The sequence below is a fragment of the Streptomyces sp. NPDC059649 genome (genome assembly GCF_042734445.1).
In the GTDB taxonomy this organism is placed as follows: domain Bacteria; phylum Actinomycetota; class Actinomycetes; order Streptomycetales; family Streptomycetaceae; genus Streptomyces.
On sequence record NZ_JBHWDV010000066.1, the window covers coordinates 1 to 19,894 of the forward strand.

The 19,894-nt window shown below is 72.6% G+C and carries 15 protein-coding genes; 6 read left to right on the forward strand and 9 right to left on the reverse strand.

Annotated elements, in window-relative coordinates; translation table 11 throughout:
* Nucleotides 1-110: 110 nt before the first annotated feature.
* On the reverse strand, nucleotides 111-3,620 hold the full coding sequence (gene metH, locus ACFV1J_RS36105; protein WP_385865492.1) for a methionine synthase: 3,510 nt from the start codon (nucleotides 3,618-3,620) through the stop codon (nucleotides 111-113).
* 261 nt (nucleotides 3,621-3,881) lie between these two features.
* Between metH and ACFV1J_RS36110 the strand changes: the two genes are divergently transcribed.
* From ACFV1J_RS36110 to ACFV1J_RS36130, 5 genes are all read left to right on the forward strand, one after another.
* Nucleotides 3,882-4,646 carry an IclR family transcriptional regulator gene (locus ACFV1J_RS36110; protein ID WP_385865494.1) on the forward strand — a complete coding sequence of 255 codons (765 nt, stop codon included), beginning with the start codon at nucleotides 3,882-3,884 and terminating at the stop codon, nucleotides 4,644-4,646.
* 227 nt (nucleotides 4,647-4,873) lie between these two features.
* The gene (locus tag ACFV1J_RS36115; RefSeq protein WP_385865496.1) at nucleotides 4,874-5,662 is read left to right on the forward strand and encodes an MIP/aquaporin family protein; all 789 of its coding nucleotides are present in this window, start codon (nucleotides 4,874-4,876) and stop codon (nucleotides 5,660-5,662) included.
* Between the two features lie 46 nt (nucleotides 5,663-5,708).
* Nucleotides 5,709-7,253 (forward strand): glycerol kinase GlpK, encoded by a 1,545-nt coding sequence (gene glpK / locus ACFV1J_RS36120; protein WP_385865498.1) that lies wholly within the window; start codon nucleotides 5,709-5,711, stop codon nucleotides 7,251-7,253.
* A gap of 13 nt (nucleotides 7,254-7,266) precedes the next feature.
* Nucleotides 7,267-8,871, forward strand: coding sequence for an FAD-dependent oxidoreductase (locus tag ACFV1J_RS36125; protein WP_385865500.1), 1,605 nt, complete (start codon nucleotides 7,267-7,269; stop codon nucleotides 8,869-8,871).
* A gap of 155 nt (nucleotides 8,872-9,026) precedes the next feature.
* The gene (locus ACFV1J_RS36130) at nucleotides 9,027-9,698 is read left to right on the forward strand and encodes a FadR/GntR family transcriptional regulator (protein ID WP_385865537.1); all 672 of its coding nucleotides are present in this window, start codon (nucleotides 9,027-9,029) and stop codon (nucleotides 9,696-9,698) included.
* A 50-nt stretch (nucleotides 9,699-9,748) separates the two neighbouring features.
* Here the strand turns inward: ACFV1J_RS36130 and ACFV1J_RS36135 are convergent, their stop codons facing one another.
* The 8 genes from ACFV1J_RS36135 to ACFV1J_RS36170 form a co-directional block, all read right to left on the reverse strand.
* The gene (locus tag ACFV1J_RS36135; RefSeq protein ID WP_385865502.1) at nucleotides 9,749-10,519 is read right to left on the reverse strand and encodes an SDR family oxidoreductase; all 771 of its coding nucleotides are present in this window, start codon (nucleotides 10,517-10,519) and stop codon (nucleotides 9,749-9,751) included.
* A gap of 199 nt (nucleotides 10,520-10,718) precedes the next feature.
* Entirely contained in the window at nucleotides 10,719-11,552 is an 834-nt protein-coding gene (locus tag ACFV1J_RS36140) for an amidohydrolase family protein (protein WP_385865504.1), read from the reverse strand.
* A complete protein-coding gene (locus tag ACFV1J_RS36145) occupies nucleotides 11,552-12,580 on the reverse strand; it encodes an aldo/keto reductase (protein ID WP_385865506.1) in 1,029 nt (342 codons plus the stop codon). Before ACFV1J_RS36145 ends, ACFV1J_RS36140 begins: the two co-directional genes overlap by 1 nt.
* Before the next feature lie 11 nt (nucleotides 12,581-12,591).
* Entirely contained in the window at nucleotides 12,592-13,626 is a 1,035-nt protein-coding gene (locus tag ACFV1J_RS36150; protein ID WP_385865508.1) for an ABC transporter permease, read from the reverse strand.
* Entirely contained in the window at nucleotides 13,623-15,215 is a 1,593-nt protein-coding gene (locus ACFV1J_RS36155) for a sugar ABC transporter ATP-binding protein (RefSeq protein WP_385865510.1), read from the reverse strand. The genes ACFV1J_RS36150 and ACFV1J_RS36155 overlap by 4 nt, the downstream gene beginning before the upstream one ends.
* Entirely contained in the window at nucleotides 15,212-16,264 is a 1,053-nt protein-coding gene (locus ACFV1J_RS36160) for a sugar ABC transporter substrate-binding protein (protein WP_385865511.1), read from the reverse strand. Before ACFV1J_RS36160 ends, ACFV1J_RS36155 begins: the two co-directional genes overlap by 4 nt.
* A 46-nt stretch (nucleotides 16,265-16,310) precedes the next feature.
* On the reverse strand, nucleotides 16,311-17,078 hold the full coding sequence (locus ACFV1J_RS36165; protein ID WP_385865512.1) for an SDR family NAD(P)-dependent oxidoreductase: 768 nt from the start codon (nucleotides 17,076-17,078) through the stop codon (nucleotides 16,311-16,313).
* Complete coding sequence (locus ACFV1J_RS36170) at nucleotides 17,075-18,400, reverse strand: enolase C-terminal domain-like protein (RefSeq protein WP_385865514.1); 1,326 nt, start codon at nucleotides 18,398-18,400, stop codon at nucleotides 17,075-17,077. The genes ACFV1J_RS36165 and ACFV1J_RS36170 overlap by 4 nt, the downstream gene beginning before the upstream one ends.
* Before the next feature lie 306 nt (nucleotides 18,401-18,706).
* Here ACFV1J_RS36170 and ACFV1J_RS36175 point away from each other — a divergent pair, with 306 nt between their 5' ends.
* Nucleotides 18,707-19,765, forward strand: coding sequence for a PAC2 family protein (locus ACFV1J_RS36175; RefSeq protein WP_385865516.1), 1,059 nt, complete (start codon nucleotides 18,707-18,709; stop codon nucleotides 19,763-19,765).
* Nucleotides 19,766-19,894 lie beyond the last annotated feature (129 nt).

A 19,894-nucleotide genomic window follows, 5' to 3' on the forward strand; every position in this document is an offset into this window, starting at 1 on the left:
ACATCACCCGGGCGCCATAGCGGTCGGTGAGCGCACCGACCGGGACCTGCCCCAGTGTCACTCCGGAACGGCCCCGGCCGCTCACACCGGGCGGGCCCGGCGTGCGGGCGTCACCGGGCGTTGAAGTACTTCGCCTCCGGGTGGTGGATGACGATGGCGTCCGTGGACTGCTCCGGGTGCAGCTGGAACTCCTCGGAGAGCTGGACCCCGATCCGCTCGGGCTGCAGCAGGTCGGCGATCTTGGCCCGGTCCTCCAGGTCGGGGCAGGCCCCGTAGCCCAGCGAGAAGCGGGCGCCGCGGTACTTGAGCGCGAACATGTCCTCGATGTCGCCGGGGTCCTCACCGCCGAAGCCCAGCTCGGCGCGGACCCGGGCGTGCCAGTACTCGGCCAGCGCCTCCGCCAACTGGACGGACAGGCCGTGCAGTTCGAGGTAGTCGCGGTAGGCGTTGGCCTCGAAGAGCTCGGCGGTGGCGGCGCCGATCTTCGAGCCGACGGTGACGACCTGGAGGCCGACGACATCGGTCTCGCCGGACTCCTCCGGGCGGAAGTAGTCCGCCAGGCACAGCCGGCGGCCGCGGCGCTGGCGCGGGAAGGTGAAGCGGGTGCGCTCGGTGCCGTCCTCGTGCAGCAGGATCAGGTCCTCGCCCTTGGACACGCAGGGGAAGTAGCCGTGGACGACCGCGGCCTCCAGGAGGTTCTCGGTCTGCAGCTTGTCGAGCCAGCCGCGCAGCCGGGGGCGGCCCTCGGTCTCCACCAGCTCCTTGTACGTCGGGCCCTCGCCGGTGCGGGCCTGCTTGAGGCCCCACTGGCCCTTGAAGAGGGCGCCCTCGTCCAGCCAGGAGGCGTAGTCGGCGAGCTGGATGCCCTTGACGACGCGGGTGCCCCAGAACGGCGGGGTGGGCACCGGGTTGTCGGTGGCGACGTCGGAACGCACCGCGCCCTCGGGCTCCTCCACCTCGAGAACGGCGGTGTCGCGCTTGGGGACCCGGCGCTGCTTGAGCTCGGGGAGGGTCGCGCCGGGCACCCCGCGCTTGACGGCGATCAGGGCGTCCATCAGCCGCAGGCCCTCGAACGCGTCGCGGGCGTAGCGGACCTCGCCCTCGTAGATCTCGTGCAGGTCCTGCTCGACGTAGGCGCGGGTGAGGGCGGCGCCGCCGAGGATGACGGGGTAGTCGGCCGCCATCTTGCGCTGGTTGAGCTCCTCCAGGTTCTCCTTCATGATCACCGTGGACTTGACCAGGAGCCCGGACATGCCGATGACGTCGGCGCGGTGTTCCTCGGCGGCCTCGAGGATCGCCGAGACCGGCTGCTTGATGCCGAGGTTGACGACGTTGTAGCCGTTGTTGGACAGGATGATGTCGACGAGGTTCTTGCCGATGTCGTGGACGTCGCCGCGGACGGTGGCCAGGACGATGGTGCCCTTGCCCTCGTCGTCGGACTTCTCCATGTGCGGCTCCAGGTAGGCCACCGCGCTCTTCATGACCTCGGCGGACTGCAGCACGAACGGCAGCTGCATCTGGCCGGAACCGAAGAGCTCGCCGACGACCTTCATGCCGTCCAGGAGCGTCTCGTTGACGATGTCGAGGGCCGGACGGTCCTGCAGGGCCGCGTCGAGGTCGGCCTCCAGGCCGTTCTTCTCGCCGTCGATGATGCGCCGCTTGAGGCGCTCCTCCAGCGGCAGCGCGGCCAGTTCCTCGGCCTTGCCGGCCTTCAGGGACTTGGCGGTGGCGCCCTCGAAGAGCTCCATCAGCCGCTGCAGCGGGTCGTAGCCCTCGCTGCGCCGGTCGTGGATCAGGTCGAGGGCGACCTTGACCTGCTCCTCCTCCAGCCGGGCGATCGGCAGGATCTTGGAGGCGTGCACGATGGCCGAGTCCAGGCCGGCCTTGACGCACTCGTCGAGGAAGACGGAGTTCAGCACGATCCGGGCGGCCGGGTTGAGGCCGAAGGAGATGTTCGACAGGCCCAGCGTGGTCTGCACGTCGGGGTGGCGCCGCTTGAGTTCGCGGATGGCCTCGATCGTCGCGATGCCGTCCTTGCGGGACTCCTCCTGGCCGGTGCAGATGGTGAAGGTCAGGCAGTCGATGAGGATGTCGCTCTCATGGATGCCCCAGTTGCCGGTCAGGTCGGCGATCAGCCGCTCGGCGATCTCCACCTTCTTCTCGGCGGTGCGGGCCTGGCCCTCCTCGTCGATGGTCAGCGCGATCAGCGCCGCGCCGTGCTCGGCGGCGAGCGCGGTGACCTTGGCGAAGCGCGACTCGGGGCCGTCGCCGTCCTCGTAGTTGACGGAGTTGAGCACGGCCCGGCCGCCCAGCTTCTCCAGGCCGGCCCGGAGGACCGGCACTTCGGTGGAGTCCAGGACGATGGGCAGGGTGGAGGCGGTGGCGAAGCGGCCGGCCAGCTCCTCCATGTCGGCGACGCCGTCCCGGCCCACGTAGTCGACGCACAGGTCGAGCATGTGGGCGCCCTCGCGGATCTGGTCGCGGGCCATCTCCACGCAGTCGTCCCAGCGGCCGTCCAGCATCGCCTCGCGGAACTTCTTCGAGCCGTTGGCGTTGGTCCGCTCGCCGATCGCCAGGTACGAGGTGTCCTGGCGGAACGGCACGGTCTGGTAGAGCGAGGCGGCGCCCGGCTCGGGGCGCGGCCGGCGCTCGGGCGGCGTGACGCCGCGGACCCGCTCGACGACCTGGCGCAGGTGCTCGGGGGTGGTACCGCAGCAGCCGCCGACCAGGGACAGGCCGTACTCGGCGACGAAGGTCTCCTGGGCGTCGGCCAGCTCTTCGGGCGTGAGGGGGTAGTGGGCGCCGTCCTTGCCGAGCACCGGCAGTCCCGCGTTGGGCATACAGGCCAGCGGGACGCGGGAGTGCCGGGCGAGGTAGCGCAGGTGCTCGCTCATCTCGGCCGGGCCGGTGGCGCAGTTCAGACCGATCATGTCGATGCCGAGCGGCTCCAGCGCGGTGAGCGCGGCGCCGATCTCGGAGCCGAGCAGCATGGTGCCGGTGGTCTCGACGGTGACCGAGCAGATCACCGGGAGGCGGGTGCCGGTGGCGTCCAGGGCGCGGCGGGCGCCCAGGATGGCGGCCTTGGTCTGCAGCAGGTCCTGGGTGGTCTCGACGAGCAGGGCGTCCGCGCCGCCGGCGATCAGGCCCTCGGCGTTCTGCTGGTAGGCGTCGCGGAGGGTGACGTAGGGGGCGTGGCCGAGGGTGGGCAGCTTGGTGCCGGGGCCGATGGAGCCCAGGACGTACCGCTGCTGTCCGGTCCTGGCGGTGAACTCGTCGGCGACCTCGCGGGCGATCCGGGCGCCGGCCTCGGACAGCTCGTGGACCCGCTCGGGGATGTCGTACTCGGAAAGGGCGGCGTGGTTTGCGCCGAACGTGTTGGTCTCGACGCAGTCGACGCCGACCGCGAAGTACTCCTCGTGCACCGAACGGACGATGTCGGGCCGGGTGAGGTTGAGGATCTCGTTGCAGCCCTCCAGCTGCTGGAAGTCCTCCATGGTCGGGTCCTGGGCCTGCAGCATGGTGCCCATCGCACCGTCGGCGACCACCACCCGCGAGGCCAGGGCCTCACGCAGCGATTCGATGCGGGCGGTAGGGGTGGACGATGGCGTGTTCGAGGCCATGGAGATGCTCCCGTGGTTGCGACGGCTGTCGGCTTTGCACCCCCCTTCAGGGGGCGCACCCGGCCAGCGTAGCTGCCGGTCCGGTACACGTGTTCCCCGTTCCACGGCGTGGACAGCACGGCGCCACCCCCGTTGGTGGACCGTTCGTGATCGTTGGCAAACTCCGGTGCACCCGCCCAGTAGTCCAGGTTCGGTGCCCTCAGTCGGCATGGGCCGATATCGTTCAGCATTGTCGAACTGCTCACTTCGGAGGTTGCACCGATGGCACGCACCATCCAGTCGCTGGAGCGCGCCGCCGCGATGCTGCGGCTGCTCGCGGGAGGTGATCGGCGGCTGGGCCTCTCCGACATCTCCTCCTCCCTCGGACTGGCCAAGGGCACCGCGCACGGGATCCTGCGCACGCTCCAGCAGGAGGGCTTCGTCGAGCAGGACGCGGTCTCGGGCCGCTACCAGCTGGGCGCGGAGCTGCTGCGGCTGGGCAACAGCTACCTGGACGTGCACGAGCTGCGCGCCCGCGCCCTGGTGTGGACCGACGACCTGGCCCGTTCCAGTGGCGAGGCGGTCTATCTGGGTGTCGGGCACCAGCAGGGGGTGCTGGTGGTGCACCACGTCTTCCGGCCGGACGACAGCCGGCAGGTGCTGGAGGTGGGGGCGATGCATCCGCTGCACAGCACGGCGCTGGGCAAGGTGCTCTGCGCGTACGACCCGGTGGCGCACAGCGAGGTCGTGGAGGCGGACCGGGAGGCGTTCACACCGCGCACGGTGACCGGCCTCGGGGACTTCGAGGGATTGCTGGACCTGATCCGGGCCCGGGGCTGGGCCGCGGACGTGGAGGAGACCTGGGACGGGGTGGCGTCGGTGGCCGCGCCGATCCATGACCGGCGGCGGATGCCGGTGGGCGCGGTGGGGATCACGGGGGCGGTGGAGCGGGTCTGCCGGGACGGCGAGCTGCGGCCGGAAATCGTCGCTGCTGTGCGCGATTGTGCACGCGCGGTGTCTCGTGATCTCGGTGCCGGGCGATTCTGACTCTTTTGCACCTTAAGTTCACCTAAGTTTTTGGCCAAGGACCCCTTGACGGGGTCCCGGCGCTGAACAAAACTGCCGTTCGTCGGTCGGCATTGTCGAACACCACACGGCAATATTCGCTATGGTGTGGGCAGTGCCGGGGCCGACCACCGCCCTCTCGGAGGGCGCGAACCACCGGAGGGACCCGGGGTTCGCCTTCCCCTGGACGAAGGACAAAGGAGTCGCCGGTGTCCAGCTCCGACATCTTCCTCAGCGAGACCATCGGTACCGCTGTACTGCTTCTCATGGGTGGCGGCGTCTGCGCCGCCGTCACGTTCAAGCGCTCCAAGGCGCACAACGCCGGATGGGTGGCCATCACCTTCGGGTGGGGCTTCGCCGTCCTCACGGGTGCGTACATCGCCACGAAGTCCGGCGCGCACCTCAACCCGGCCGTCACGATCGGTCTCGCCATCAAGGGCGGCATCGCCTGGAGCCAGGTGCCGGTGTACCTGGCCGGCGAGATGCTCGGCGCCATGATCGGTGCCGTACTGGTCTGGGTCGTGTACTACGGACAGTTCCGTGCGCATCTGACCGATCCCGAGGTGCTGGCGGATCACACGAGCGAGGAGGGCATGGTCGACCAGGCCGCCGCCCCCAAGGCCGGCCCGGTGCTGGGCATCTTCTCCACCGGCCCGGAGATCCGCAATGCCGTGCAGAACCTCGCCACCGAGATCATCGCCACCACGGTGCTCGTGCTGTCGATCCTCACGCTCGGTCTGAGCGACAACGGCAAGGGCGTCGGCGTCATCGGCACCCTGCTGGTGGCCCTGGTCGTCGTCGGCATCGGCCTGTCGCTCGGCGGTCCGACCGGATACGCCATCAACCCGGTCCGCGACCTCGGTCCGCGCATCGTGCACGCACTGCTGCCGCTGCCGAACAAGGGCGGTTCAGACTGGGGTTACGCCTGGATCCCGGTGGTCGGCCCGCTGATCGGCGGCGCTCTCGCCGGGGGCATCTACCAGGTGGCGTTCGCCTGAGACGCCCGACCGCCCCGCCGCCCGCACAGACTTCTTGGAGCACACCATGAGCGACACCCCCAGCACCTCCTCCCACGGGCACGGCCCGTTCATCGCGGCCATCGACCAGGGCACGACCTCCAGCCGCTGCATCGTCTTCGACAAGGACGGCCGGATCGTCTCGGTCGACCAGAAGGAGCACGAGCAGATCTTCCCGAAGCCGGGCTGGGTCGAGCACGACGCGGCCGAGATCTGGACCAACGTCCAGCAGGTCGTCGACGGCGCCGTGCAGAAGGCCGGCATCACCGCCGACGACGTCCGCGCCATCGGCATCACCAACCAGCGCGAGACCACCGTCCTCTGGGACAAGAACACCGGTGAGCCGGTCCACAACGCCATCGTCTGGCAGGACACCCGCACCGACGCGCTCTGCAAGGAGCTCGGCCGCAACGTCGGCCAGGACCGCTTCCGCCGCGAGACCGGCCTCCCGCTGGCCTCGTACTTCGCCGGCCCGAAGGTCCGCTGGCTGCTCGACAACGTCGAGGGCCTGCGCGAGCGCGCCGAGCGGGGCGAGATCCTCTTCGGCACGATGGACTCCTGGGTCATCTGGAACCTCACCGGCGGCGTCAACGGCGGCCACCACGTCACCGACGTCACCAACGCCTCCCGCACCATGCTGATGAACCTCCACAGCCTGGAGTGGGACGACAAGATCCTGGCTTCGATGGAGATCCCGGCGGCCGTGCTGCCGGAGATCAAGTCCTCCGCCGAGGTCTACGGCCACGCCGCCTCCGGCGTGCTGGCCGGTGTACCGGTCGCCTCGGCGCTCGGCGACCAGCAGGCCGCGCTCTTCGGCCAGACCTGCTTCGCCCAGGGCGAGGCCAAGTCCACCTACGGCACCGGCACCTTCATGCTGATGAACACCGGCCACGAGCCGGTCAACTCCTACAACGGGCTGCTGACCACCGTCGGCTACCGGATCGGCGACCAGCAGCCGGTCTACGCCCTGGAAGGCTCGATCGCCGTCACCGGCTCGCTCGTCCAGTGGATGCGCGACCAGATGGGCCTGATCAACAGCGCGGCCGAGATCGAGACCCTGGCCAGCACGGTCGAGGACAACGGCGGCGCGTACTTCGTCCCGGCCTTCTCCGGCCTGTTCGCCCCCTACTGGCGCTCCGACGCGCGCGGTGTCATCGCGGGCCTGACCCGTTACGTCACCAAGGCGCACATCGCTCGCGCGGTTCTCGAGGCCACCGCCTGGCAGACCCGCGAGATCACCGACGCCATGACCAAGGACTCCGGCGTCGACCTGACCGCGCTCAAGGTCGACGGCGGTATGACCTCCAACAACCTGCTGATGCAGACCATCTCGGACTTCCTGGACGCCCCCGTGGTGCGCCCGATGGTCGCCGAGACCACCTGCCTCGGCGCTGCCTACGCGGCCGGACTGGCCGTCGGCTTCTGGTCCAGCACCGACGAACTGCGCGCCAACTGGCGCCGGGCCGCCGAATGGACCCCCCGGATGGACGCGGCCACCCGTGACCGCGAATACAAGAGCTGGCTCAAGGCCGTCGAGCGGACCATGGGCTGGCTCGACGACGACGAGAGCTGACGAGGAGCACATCATGAGCACCCTGCAGAGCGTCCCGGCACTTGGGACGCACCCGGCCCACGGTTCGAACGCGAGCCGCGCCGAAACCCGGGAGCAGCTTTCCAAGGCGACGTACGACCTCCTGGTGATCGGCGGCGGCATCCTGGGCATCTCGACTGCCTGGCACGCCGCACAGGCCGGGCTGCGGGTGGCCCTGGTGGACGCCGGCGACTTCGCCGGCGCCACTTCCTCCGCCTCCTCCAAGCTGCTGCACGGCGGTCTGCGCTACCTGCAGACCGGTGCGGTCAAGCTGGTGGCGGAGAACCACTTCGAGCGGCGTGCGGTGTCCCGTCAGGTCGCACCGCACCTCTCCAACCCCCTGACCTTCTACCTGCCGGTCTACAAGGGCGGCCCGCACGGCGCGGCCAAGCTCGGCGCCGGCGTCTTCGCCTACTCCGCGCTGTCCGCGTTCGGTGACGGCGTCGGCCACGTGATATCCGCGGCCAAGGCGCAGCGTGACGTGCCGGAGCTGCGCACGGAGAACCTCAAGGCCGTGGCCGTGTACGGCGACGACCAGATGAACGACTCCCGGATGGCGCTGATGACCGTCCGCGCGGCGGTCGCGGCCGGCGCCACGGTCCTCAACCACGCCGAGGTCACCGGTCTGCGCTTCACCCAGGGCCGGGTCACCGGCGCGGAGCTCAAGGACCGTACGGACGGCCAGGAGTTCGGGGTCAACGCGCGCCTGGTGCTCAACGCCACCGGCCCCTGGGTGGACCACCTGCGCAAGATGGAGGACCCGAACGCGGCCCCGTCCATCCGGCTGTCGAAGGGCGCCCACCTGGTCCTCAAGCGCACCTCCCCCTGGAAGGCGGCGCTGGCCACCCCCATCGACAAGTACCGCATCACCTTCGCCCTCCCCTGGGAGGACATGCTGCTGCTGGGCACCACGGACGAGGAGTTCGAGGGCGACCCGGCGGACGTCTCGGTCAACGAGAAGGACGTCACCCAGATCCTGGACGAGGCCGCCTTCTCCATCCGCGACCAGCAGCTCTCCCGCGATCTGATCACGTACTCCTTCGCGGGTCTGCGGGTGCTGCCGGGCGGTCCCGGTGACACCTCCAAGGCCAAGCGCGAGACGGTCGTCACCGAGGGCAGCGGCGGCATGCTGTCGGTGGCCGGCGGCAAGTGGACGACCTTCCGGCACATCGGCCGGACGGTGATGAACAAGCTCGCCGCGCTGCCCGGCCAGCCGCTGGCCGACGACATGGAGCCCATCGCGCAGCTGCCGAAGAAGCTCCCGCTGCCCGGTATCGCCAACCCGAACGCGGTCGCCCACCGGCTGCTCGTCGACGGCGGCACCCCCGGTCCCCGGATGGCCCCGGAGACCGCGCGCCACCTCGCCACCCACTACGGTTCGCTGTCCTTCGACATCGCCCGGCTGGCGAACGAGAACCCGGCGCTGGCCGAGCGGATCCACCCGGACGCCCCGGAGATCTGGGCGCAGGTCGCCTACGCCCGGGACAACGAGTGGGCCGAGACCGTCGACGACGTGCTGCGCCGCCGTACGACGCTGACCATCCGCGGGCTGGACACCGAGGACGTCCGGGCCAAGGTCAAGGACATGCTGGAGGGCTGACGCCACGTCAGCAGGTCGGCAACTGCTGCACCACGAAGGGGCGGTCCCGGGAGGCCGCCCCTTCGTCGTACCCGGATACCGGGGCGGTCGCGGGCGGCTCACGGGCGGCTCGCGGGGCCATAATGGCTCAGACATCGGATGTCTGGGAGGTCGGCATGGCGGTCACCGACGAGGCCATCGAGAAGATCAAGGGCATGATCGTCTCCGGCGCGCTGCGGCCGGGCGACCGGCTGCCGAAGGAGAGCGAGCTGGCGGCCGAGCTCGGGCTGTCCCGCAACTCGCTGCGCGAGGCGGTACGGGCCCTCTCCCTCATCCGCATCCTGGACGTCCGCCAGGGCGACGGCACCTACGTCACCAGCCTCGATCCGCAGGTGCTGCTGGAGGCGATGAGCTTCGTGGTGGACTTCCACCGCGACGACACGGTGCTGGAGTTCCTCGCCGTCCGCCGGATCCTGGAACCGGCCGCCACCGCGATGGCGGCCGGCCGGATCGGCCGGGACGAACTCGACGCCCTGGAGACCCGGTTGGACGCGCTGGGCCCGCACCCGTCGGTGGAGGACCTGGTTGCCTCGGACCTGGAGTTCCACCGCGGGATCGTCGCGGCGTCCGGCAACTCCGTGCTCTGCTCGCTGCTGGACGGGCTGTCCGGGCCGACCACCCGGGCCAGGATCTGGCGCGGGCTGACCCAGAAGGACGCGGTGGCCCGCACCCTCACCGAGCACCGGGCGATCCTCGGCGCGCTGCGCGACCGGGACGCGGAGGCGGCGCGGGCCTGGGCGACGGTGCACATCGCCAGCGTGGAGCAGTGGTTGCGCACCTCGCTGTGACGCCCGCCGCCCGCGGCGCGGCGCACCGGACCGCGGGCGGGCGGGCCGGCTCAGACCGCGAAGCCGCCGTCCACCGCGATCGAGGCGCCCGTGATGTAGCGCCCGCCCTCGCCGGCCAGATGGGCCACGGTCTCCGCGACGTCCAGGTCCCGGCCGTAGGCGCCCAGCGAGGTCAGCCCGGCCTGGAACTCCGCGCTCTCGCCGTCGGCCGGGTTCATGTCGGTGTCGATCGGGCCCGGGTGGACGAGGTTGGCGGTGATCCCGCGCGGTCCCAGTTCCCTGGCCAGGGTCTTGGTGAGGCCGGTCAGCGCGGCCTTGCTGGTGGCGTAGAGGGTGCCGCCGGGGAAGGCGACCCGCTCGGCCATGCAGCTGCCGATCGAGATGATCCGCCCGCCCTCGCCCAGATGCGCGGCCGCGGCCTGGGCCGCGAGGAAGGGCCCGCGGACGTTGGTGCGCAGCACCCGGTCCACGTCGTCCAGGGAGATGCCCTCGAACGGCCCGAGGACGCCGACCCCGGCGTTGTTCACCAGGATGTCCAGCCGCCCGAAGCGTTCCACGACGCCGGCCACCGAGGCCCACACCTGCTCGGCGTCGGCCACGTCGGCGCGGACCGCCCAGCCCTGTCCGCCGGCCTGCTCGATCTCCTTGACCACCTTCTCGGCCAGGTCCTGCCGGCTGTGGTAGGTCACGGCCACCGCCGCGCCCCCGGCGGCCAGCCGCCGCGCGATCGCCGCCCCGATCCCCCGGCTGCCGCCGGTCACCAGGGCCACCTTGCCCGCCAGCGGCCGGCCGCCGCCCTCCCCCGCCGCGGTCGCCGTCATGGGGGGCATGGGAGCCATCACCGTCGCGGTCATCGTCGTCACCGTCGCCTTCGTGCGTGTCGGTCGTCCGTCCTGGACGAGCACCGCGTCGGTCCGCGGTACGCCTCGATCCTCGGCCGCGGCCGGCGCCGAGGCTGGCGGAAACCGGACGCCGATGCGGCGGCCCCTCCCCACGGCCACCGCGCCCCGCGCCGTACGGCTACGGCGCCGCGAGCCCGTAGATCCGCGCCGCCGTCCCGCCGAAGACCGCCGCGCGCCCGTCCGTGGTGAGGCCGGCGGTGGCGGCCTCGGCGAGCGCCAGGACGTCGTCGTAGCCGGCGGCGAGGGTGCAGACCGGCCAGTCGGAGCCGAACATCACCCGGTCCGGGCCGAAGACGTCGAGCACGTGCCGGGCGTAGGGCAGGATCTGCGGCGGCCGCCAGGCGTGCGGGTCGGCCTCGGTGACCAGGCCGGACAGTTTGCAGCTGACGTTCGGCAGCCCGGCGAGCGCGTCGACCGCGTCGGCCCAGGGCTGCCACTGCCCCGTCGCCACCGCGGGTTTGGCCGCGTGGTCCAGGACGAAGGACAGCTGGGGCAGGGACCGGGCCGCGGTGTGTGCGGCGGGCAGTTCGCGCGGGGTGACCAGCAGGTCGTAGACGAGACCGGCGGCGGCCAGGGCGGCCAGTCCGCGCAGGACCGCGGGGCGGACGAGCCAGTCGGGGTCGGGTTCGTCCTGGACCTGGTGGCGGATGCCGACCAGTTCCGCCGGCCGGTCGGCCAGGTGGCCGGGGAGCGCCGGGTCGGTCAGGTCGGCCCAGCCGACGACACCCGCGACCGGCCCCTCCCCCGCCGCGAGCGCCAGCAGTTCGGCGGTCTCGTCGTACGAGGACGACGACTGGACGAGGACGGTGCGGTCGATGCCGTGTGCGGTCAGGTGCGGGACGAGGTCGGCGAGCGCGTAGCTGCGGCGGATCGGGTCGGCCCAGGGCCCGTCCATCCACGGCTGGTCGCGCCGGGTGAGGTCCCACAGGTGGTGGTGGGCGTCGATGCGCATCAGGGGCGTGCTCCGGGGTCGTCGGGGCCCTGGGTGAGGGGCAGCGGCAGGTCGGGGTCGAGCAGCCCGCGGGCGACGAGCGTGTGCCAGAGGGCGTCGGGGATCTCCTGGGTGAAGAGCCGGGCGTTCTCCGCCATTTCGCCGGGGGTGGCGGCGCCCACCACGGCGGCGGCCACGGCCGGGTGGCCGAACGGGAAGCGCAGCGCGGCGGCCTTCAGCGCTACGCCGAACTCCGCGCAGGCATCGGCGAGTTGGCGGGCGCGGTGCAGCAGGGCGGGCGGGGCCGGGGCGTAGTCGTAGCGGGCGCCGGGTGACGGATCGGCGAGCAGGCCGGAGTTGTAGACCCCGCCGACGACGACGGAGGTGCCGCGGCGGGCGCAGACCGGCAGCAGGTCGTCGAGGGCGGTGCGATCCAGCAGCGTCCAGCGGCCGGCGCAGAGCACCACGTCCACGTCGAGGTCGGCGACGAGCCGGGCCAGTACGTCGCTGTGGTTCATCCCGAAGCCGATGGCGCGGACGGCGCCTTGGGCGCGCAGTTCGGCGAGGGCCGGGAAGCCGGTGGCGTGGACCTCGCGCAGGTGGTGCTCGACGTCGTGCAGGTAGACGATGTCGACGCGGTCCACGCCGAGCCGCTCCAGGGAGGCCTCCAGGGTGGCGTGGATGCCGTCGCGGGAGAGGTCGCGGACGCGGGCCCGGGCGGGGGTGTCCACGAAGCCCTCACCTGCCACCTCCTCCCCCGGTGCGAGCGGGCGCAGCCGGCGGCCCACCTTGGTGGAGAGGGTGTAGCCGTCCCGGTCCTGGCCCTGCAGTGCCCGGCCGAGCCGCTCCTCGGAGAGGCCGAGGCCGTAGTGGGGTGCGGTGTCGAAGTGGCCGGCGCCGGCCGCGAGGGCGGTGTGGACGACGGCGTGGGCCTGCTCCTCCGGGACGGCGCGGTAGAGGTTGCCGAGCGGAGCGCAGCCCAGGCCCAGGGGCGGGACGGTGACCCCACTGTGCCCCAACTCCCGCTGGCCGATCGGTGGTTGACGCATGACGGCGGCCCTCAGTCCTGCTTCTCGCCGCTGGTGAAGCGGGAGATGACCAGCGCGACGATGATGATCGCGCCGTTGAGGAACTGGGTCCACAGCGGCGGCACCCCGCCCAGCGTCATGACGTTGATGACCAGTTGGAGGGTCAGGACGCCGGTGAGGGCGCCGAAGAGGGTGCCGCGGCCGCCCTTGAGGCCGATGCCGCCGATCACCGCGGCGGCGAAGACCTGGAAGATCCAGCCGTTGCCCTGGCTCGCGGAGACCGCGCCGTAGTGGCCGGTGTAGAGGATGCCGGCGAAGGCGGCGAGCACCCCCGCGAGGACGAGGACGGCCCAGGTGAGCCGGTCCACGCGGATGCCGGCCGCGCGGGCGGCCTCGGGATTGCCGCCGACCGCGTACAGCGCCCGGCCGTGCCGGAGATAGCCCAGTGCCGCGCCGCCGAGCGCGAACAGTGCCAGGCAGATCCAGACGGCGGCCGGGACGCCCAGCCAGTCCGCCTTGCCCAGGTAGGCGAAGGACTCCGGGACGTCTCCTATGGACTGCCCTTCGGAGAGGCCCACCTGGAGGCCGCGGAGCATGGTGAGCATGCCGAGGGTGGCGATGAAGCCGTTGACCCTGAGCCCCAGGATCAACAGGCCGTTGGCGGCGCCGACCGCCGCGCCGACGGCCAGGCAGAGCGGGACCGCGGTCCAGGCGGGGAAGAGCTCGAGGCCGGCGAACCGTCCGCCGTGCGCGGGCATCACCAGCCACAGCGCCACCACCGGCGCCAGCCCGATGGTCGATTCCAGTGACAGGTCCATCCGGCCGCTGATCAGCACGAGCGCCTCGCCGAGCACCAGCAGCCCGAGTTCGGTGGACTGCTGGACGACCCCGATGAGGTTGTCCTGGGTCAGGAAGGCGGGCGAGACGATGAAGCCGATGACGCCCAGGACGAGGATGACCGGCACCAGGGAGAGGTCCCGCCAGCGGGCCGGGTCGAGCCGGGGCCGGCGGCGGACGGGCTCGGTGGCGCCCGCGGCGGTGGCCGGCGGTGCGGTGGTTCCGGTCATGGCGCGGTCCCTTCCGTTCCGTGCGGATCGTCGGTGCGATCGCCCGCCGGCCGTTCCTCGGTGCCCTCGCCCGCCGGCCCCTCGTCGGCGCGCCCGCCGGCCAGGCCCTCCATGGCGGCCACCAGGTCGTGGTCGCGCCAGCCGCGCGGGAAGTGGGCGGTCACCCGGCCGTGGAAGACGGCCAGTACCCGGTCGCAGACCCGGAGGTCGTCCGGTTCGTCGGAGACGATCAGGGCGCCGCTGCCGCCGTCCGCGACCCGGCGTACGACGCCGAGCAGGGCCTCCTTGGAGCGGATGTCAACGCCGTTGGTGGGCCGGACCGCGACCAGGACGGCGGGCCGGCGGGCCAGCGCGCGGGCGATCACGACCTTCTGCTGGTTGCCGCCGGAGAGCCCGGACACCGGCTGGCCGGGCCCGGTGGTCCGGATGTCCAGGTCGGTGATCATCCGCCGGGCGAACGCGCGGGCCCGGGAGGGCAGTACGGTCCCCAGCGGCCCCAGCTGGTCGGCGACGGTGAGGGTGGCGTTCTCGGCGACGCTGCGGCCGAGGACCAGGCCCTCGCGGTGCCGGTCCTCGGGCACGTAGCCGATGCCGGCGGCGAGGGCGTGCGGCACGCTGCCGGTGCGGACCGGGCGGCCGCGCACCGAGATCCGGCCGGCGTCCGGGGCCCGCAGCCCCGCCAGCGTCTCGCCGATCACGGTGGTCCCGCTGGCCGTGGCACCCGCCAGACCGACCACCTCACCGGCCCGTACGGTCAGGTCGAGCGGGCCGAACCGGCCGTGCAGCGCCAGCCCTTCGGCCCGCAGCACCGGTGCGCCCGCGGTGCGCGCGGCCGGCCGGGGACGCCGGGCGGCAGCCGGCTCCTCCCCCGTCATGGCCGCGACCAGCTCGTCCCTGGGGAGGTCCGGGACGGATGCGGTCAGTACGGGGCGGGCGTCACGGAGCACGGTGACGGTGTCGCACAGCTCGTAGACCTCCTGCAGATGGTGCGAGATGAACAGGAAGGCCACGCCCCGGGCGCGCAGGGCCCGCAGTTTGCCGAAGAGCCGGTCGATGCCGGCCGCGTCGAGGCGGGCGGTGGGCTCGTCGAGGACCACCAGCCGGGCGCCGTGCGAGAGTGCGCGGGCGATCTCCACGAACTGCCGCTGTTCCACGCCGAGTTCACGGATCCGGGCGGCCGGGTCCACGGCCACGCCGTATTCGGCGAGGAGCTCGCCGGCCCGGGCGCGCAGGGCGCCCCAGCGGAGCGTGCGGCCGCCCGGGAGGCGGCCCAGGAAGAGGTTCTCGGCGACGGTCAGTTCGGGCACCGTCATCGACCTCTGGTGGACGCAGGCGACCGTGCGCTGCCAGGCGGCCGGGTCGCCCCAGCGGGGTGCGGGCCGCCCGGCGAAGCTGACCCGGCCGGCGTCCGGGCGGGTCAGGCCGGTCAGCACGGAGACCAGGGTGGACTTGCCGGCGCCGTTGCGGCCGACGAGGGCATGGGCCTCGGCGGACCGTACGGTCAGCCGGGCGCCGTCGAGGGCGACGGTGGGGCCGTAGCGCTTGACGATTCCCTCGGCGTGCACCGCCGCCGGTTCGTGGGCCGTCATCGCCGCTGCTGCTTCCCGGACCGGTCGAGCTGGTTGGCCCACAGCGTGGGGTCGTCGACGGTGGCCCTGGTGACCAGGGGCGCCGGGAGCTGGTCCTCCAGGCCGTTCTTGATCTTGACGATGGTGGAGCCGTGGTCGGTGCGGCCGGGCCGGAAGGTCTTGCCGTCGAGCGCGGCCCGCGCGTAGTACAGCGCGTACTTGGCGTAGAGGTCGGCCGGCTGGGAGAGGGTGGCGTCGATCGTGCCGGCGCGGATCGCGGCCAGTTCGTCCGGTATGCCGTCGTTGGAGATGATGGTGAGGTGCCCGGCGGAACCGACGGGTACGAGCCGCTTCTTCTGCTCCAGCAGGGCCAGCGTGGGCCGCAGGAAGGCGCCGCCGGCCTGCAGGTAGATGCCGTCGAGGTCGGGGTGCTGGGCGAGCAGGCTCTGCAGCTTGGCGGAGGCGACCTCGCCCTTCCAGTCGGTGGCCAGCTCGTGCACGGTGATGCCGGGGTACTTCTTCTTCATGCAGGCCGCGAACGCCTCGGAGCGGTCCCGCCCGTTGACCGAGCTGAGGTCGCCCTGGAGTTCGGCGACCCGGCCCCGTCCGCCGAGCTTGCGGCCGAGGTAGTCGCAGGACTTCTCGCCGTAGGCGCGGTTGTCGGCGCGTACGACCATGTAGACCGTGCCGTCGTCGGGCCGGGTGTCCACGCTGACCACGGGGATCTTCTTCGCCGCCAGCCGCCGCAGCTCGGCGGTGACCGCCCCGGTGTCCTGCGGGGCCATCACGATCGCCTTGGCGCCCTGGCCGGTCAGCGCCTGGACGTTGGCGACGACCTTGGCGATGTCGTTCTGGGAGTTGGACAGCGGGAGGGCCGCCGGGCCGCCGTGGTCCAGGTCGTGCCGGAGGTAGTGCTGGTAGGAGTTCCAGAAGTCGGTGTCGGTGCGGGGCAGGTCGATGCCGATCCGGCCGGCGGCGGCGCTGCCTCGGTTGCAGCCGGTGAGCACGGCGAGGGCGGCGAGGACGGACACCGCGGCACCCGCCGCCGCGCCGGTCGTACGCAGTCTCATGGGTGGTCCCTTGGTCGGTCGGGTGGGCTTTCGGTGCGCGGCCGGGTCAGGTCGCGGGGCGCAGGCGCAGACCCTGCATGCCGCCGTCGACGGCGAGCGCGGCGCCGGTGATGCCGGCGGCCGCCGGGGACGCCAACGAGGCGATGGCGGCGGCCACTTCGCCGGCGGTGACCATCCGGCCCAGCGGCTGGCGGGCGTGGAGGGCGGCGCGTTCGGCCGCCGGGTCCTCGGCCCGGTCCAGCAGCCGGCCGATCCACGGGGTGTCGGCGGTGCCCGGGTTGACGCAGTTGACCCGGATGCCCTCGCGGACGTGGTCGGCGGCCATGGCGAGCGTCAGCGACAGCACCGCGCCCTTGCTGGCGCCGTACAGGGCGCGGTGCGGCAGTCCGGCGGTGGCGGCGATGGAGCAGGTGTGGGTGATCGACACGGCCCCGGGGCGGTCGCGCGCCGCCCGGCGCAGGTACGGCAGTGCGGCCCGGGCGGTGCGGACCAGACCGAGGACGTTGACGTCCAGGACGTGCTGCCACTCCGCGTCGTCGTTGTCCTCGACGGTGCCGACCGCGCCGATGCCGGCGTTGCCGACGAGGGTGTGCAGGGCGCCGAGTTCGGCCACCGCCTCGTCGACGGCGGCGCGTACGGCGGCTGCGGAGGTGACGTCGGCCTGGAGCGCGAGGGTGCCGGGCGGGGCGCCGGACGGGTCGCGGTCCAGTACGGCGACCCGGGCGCCGCGCTCCTGGAGCAGGGCGGCGGTGGCCGCGCCGATGCCGGAGGCGCCACCGGTGACCAGGGCGGTCAGGCCGTCGAAGTCGGTCATGCCAGGGCCTCCTTGCGGCGTGGCCGGGCCCGCCACACGGGCCCGTCGGGGTAGCGGTGGGCGGCGAGCGACGCCGGGTGCATCTCGGCGGAGAAGCCGGGCGCGGCCGGGGCCCGGTAGCGGCCGTGCTCGATCACGACCGGGTGGACGAAGTGCTCGTGGAGGTGGTCGACGTACTCGATGACACGGTCGTCGCGGCTGCCGGAGACGGCCACGTAGTCGAACATCGCCAGGTGCTGCACCAGCTCGCACAGCCCGACCCCGCCCGCGTGCGGGCACACCGGGACGCCGTATTTGGCGGCCAGCAGCAGGATGGCCAGGTTCTCGTTGACCCCGGCCACCCGGGCCGCGTCGATCTGGACGAAGTCCACCGCGCCGGCCTGCAGCAGTTGCTTGAACACCACGCGGTTGGCGACGTGTTCGCCGGTGGCGACCTTCACCGGCTGTCCGGAGCGCACCGCGGCGTGCCCGAGGACGTCGTCCGGGCTGGTCGGTTCCTCGATCCAGTACGGGGTGTAGGGCGCCAGCGCGGTCATCCAGCGGACCGCCTCGGCCACGTCCCAGCGCTGGTTGGCGTCGACCGCGATCCGTACGCCGGGGCCGACCGCGGCGCGGGCGAGCCGCAGCCGCCGTTTGTCGTCGTCGAGGTCGGCGCCCACCTTGATTTTGATCTGCCCGAAGCCGTCGGCCACCGCCTCCTTGGCGAGCCGGACCAGCTTGCCGTCGTCGTAGCCGAGCCAGCCGGGCGAGGTGGTGTAGGCGGGGTAGCCCTCGGCCTTCAGGCGGGCGGCGCGGGCGGCCCGGCCGGGCTCGGCGGCGCGGAGCAGGGCCAGCGCCTCGCCGGGTGTGAGGGCGTCGGAGAGGTAGCGGAAGTCGACGAGCGAGACCAGGTCCTCGGGGGTCATCGCGGCGAGGAATTCCCACACCGGGCGGCCGGCCCGGCGGGCGGCCAGGTCCCAGGCGGCGTTGACCACCGCGCCGGCCGCCATCTGCATCACGCCCTTCTCGGGGCCGAGCCAGCGCAGCTGGGAGTCGTGGGTGAGGTCGCGGTGCAGGGCGGCGAGGTCGGCGGCGGAGGTGGGCACCGGGCGGCCGACGAGGTACGGCGCGAGGGAGCGGATCGCGGCGGCCATGACGTCGTTGCCGCGGCCGAGGGTGAAGCACAGGCCGTGGCCGCGCGGTCCCCCGCCGGTGTGCAGGACGACGTAGGCGGCGGAGTAGTCGGGGTCGGGGTGCATGGCGTCCGAGCCGTCGAGCTGCTCGGAGGTGGGGAAGCGGACGTCGTGGACCTTGAACTCGGTGACGGTGTCGGTCACGGCCATGCGCACGCCCCTGGGGAGTAGCGGAGGAACATCGTTCCTGCCGGCGGAGCTAACATCGGACCTTTCCGGGTCATCCGATGTATAGACCCGTCCGCGAGGCGCCGTCCAGCCCCCGTACCGAAAGTGGAGCGGGAGTTGAGGGAGGAGCTACGTATGACCTCGGCCACAGATCGGATGACTCGGGACGCGTTCGTGCACAGGGGCTGCGGACCGGGCCCACACAAGCCGTAGGCTTGGTGACGCACGCAATGGAACTGCTGCCGGCCGCCGTCCCGGACGGCCGGGCCGGCCGGAAGGAGGCGCTGGGTGATCGAGCTGGAGGGGGTGCCCGAGCTGATCGACCCGGTCATGGTGGCCGCGTTCGAAGGCTGGAACGACGCCGGCGATGCCGCCTCCGCCGCGGTCGCCCATCTGGACCGGGAGTGGAAGGGCGAGGTCTTCGCCGCGCTGGACGCCGAGGACTACTACGACTTCCAGGTGAACCGTCCCACCGTCTTCCTCGACGGCGGCGTACGCAAGATCACCTGGCCGACCACCCGGCTCTCCGTCGTCCGCGTCGGCGATGCGAACGGCAAGGGGCGGGCGCGCGACCTGGTCCTGGTCCGCGGCATCGAGCCGAGCATGCGCTGGCGCTCGTTCTGCAACGAAATCCTCGGCTTCGCCCATGAGTTGGGCGTGGAGATGCTGGTGGTGCTGGGCTCGCTGCTGGGCGACACCCCGCACACCCGCCCGGTCCCGGTCAGCGGGGTCACCTCGGACGCGGATCTGGCCCGCCGGCTGGATCTGGAGGAGTCGCGCTACGAAGGCCCGACCGGCATCGTCGGGATCCTCCAGGAGGCGTGCACCCACGCGGGCGTCCCGGCGGTGAGCCTGTGGGCGGCGGTGCCGCACTACGTCTCCCAGCCGCCCAACCCGAAGGCCAGCCTCGCGCTGCTCAACCGTCTGGAGGACCTCCTCGACATCAGCATCCCGCTGGGCGAGCTGAGCGAGGACGCGCGCGCCTGGCAGCTGGGCGTGGACCAGCTGGCGGCGGAGGACAGCGAGGTCGCCGAGTACGTGCAGTCGCTGGAGGAGGCGCGGGACACCGCGGACCTGCCGGAGGCGTCCGGCGAGGCGATCGCCCGCGAGTTCGAGCGCTATCTGCGCCGCCGCGACCCGCAGGCCGGCCCCGGGGTGGCCACCGAGGGCGGGCTCGCGGAGGGCCGGGACAGCTCCTACCTCCGCGACACGACCAGCGGCCGCACCCGGCCGCCCCGCCCGGCTCCCAAGGAACCGCGCGACCCCGGCAGCGGACCGAAGGAGTCCGGCCCGTCCGACCCGTCCCGGCGGCCCGACGAGGAGGGCCCGGAGGAGAGCGGGGACTGAGCCCGCACGGCGAACCGCCCGCACCGGGGCGGCGGGCCCGCCGGCGCGCCCGGGCCGCGCCCCCCCGTCAGCACCCGGGGCCCGGGGGGGGGATACCGGGCACGGGGAGCGCGCCGCCCCCCCCGCACC

Coding starts and splice junctions, on each gene's coding strand:
- metH (WP_385865492.1), bottom strand. CDS start 3,620: ATGGCCTCGAACACGCCATCGTCCACCCCTACCGCCCGCATCGAATCG.
- ACFV1J_RS36110 (WP_385865494.1), top strand. CDS start 3,882: ATGGCACGCACCATCCAGTCGCTGGAGCGCGCCGCCGCGATGCTGCGG.
- glpK (WP_385865498.1), top strand. CDS start 5,709: ATGAGCGACACCCCCAGCACCTCCTCCCACGGGCACGGCCCGTTCATC.
- ACFV1J_RS36125 (WP_385865500.1), top strand. CDS start 7,267: ATGAGCACCCTGCAGAGCGTCCCGGCACTTGGGACGCACCCGGCCCAC.
- ACFV1J_RS36130 (WP_385865537.1), top strand. CDS start 9,027: ATGGCGGTCACCGACGAGGCCATCGAGAAGATCAAGGGCATGATCGTC.
- ACFV1J_RS36135 (WP_385865502.1), bottom strand. CDS start 10,519: ATGACGGCGACCGCGGCGGGGGAGGGCGGCGGCCGGCCGCTGGCGGGC.
- ACFV1J_RS36140 (WP_385865504.1), bottom strand. CDS start 11,552: ATGCGCATCGACGCCCACCACCACCTGTGGGACCTCACCCGGCGCGAC.
- ACFV1J_RS36145 (WP_385865506.1), bottom strand. CDS start 12,580: ATGCGTCAACCACCGATCGGCCAGCGGGAGTTGGGGCACAGTGGGGTC.
- ACFV1J_RS36150 (WP_385865508.1), bottom strand. CDS start 13,626: ATGACCGGAACCACCGCACCGCCGGCCACCGCCGCGGGCGCCACCGAG.
- ACFV1J_RS36155 (WP_385865510.1), bottom strand. CDS start 15,215: ATGACGGCCCACGAACCGGCGGCGGTGCACGCCGAGGGAATCGTCAAG.
- ACFV1J_RS36160 (WP_385865511.1), bottom strand. CDS start 16,264: ATGAGACTGCGTACGACCGGCGCGGCGGCGGGTGCCGCGGTGTCCGTC.
- ACFV1J_RS36165 (WP_385865512.1), bottom strand. CDS start 17,078: ATGACCGACTTCGACGGCCTGACCGCCCTGGTCACCGGTGGCGCCTCC.
- ACFV1J_RS36170 (WP_385865514.1), bottom strand. CDS start 18,400: ATGGCCGTGACCGACACCGTCACCGAGTTCAAGGTCCACGACGTCCGC.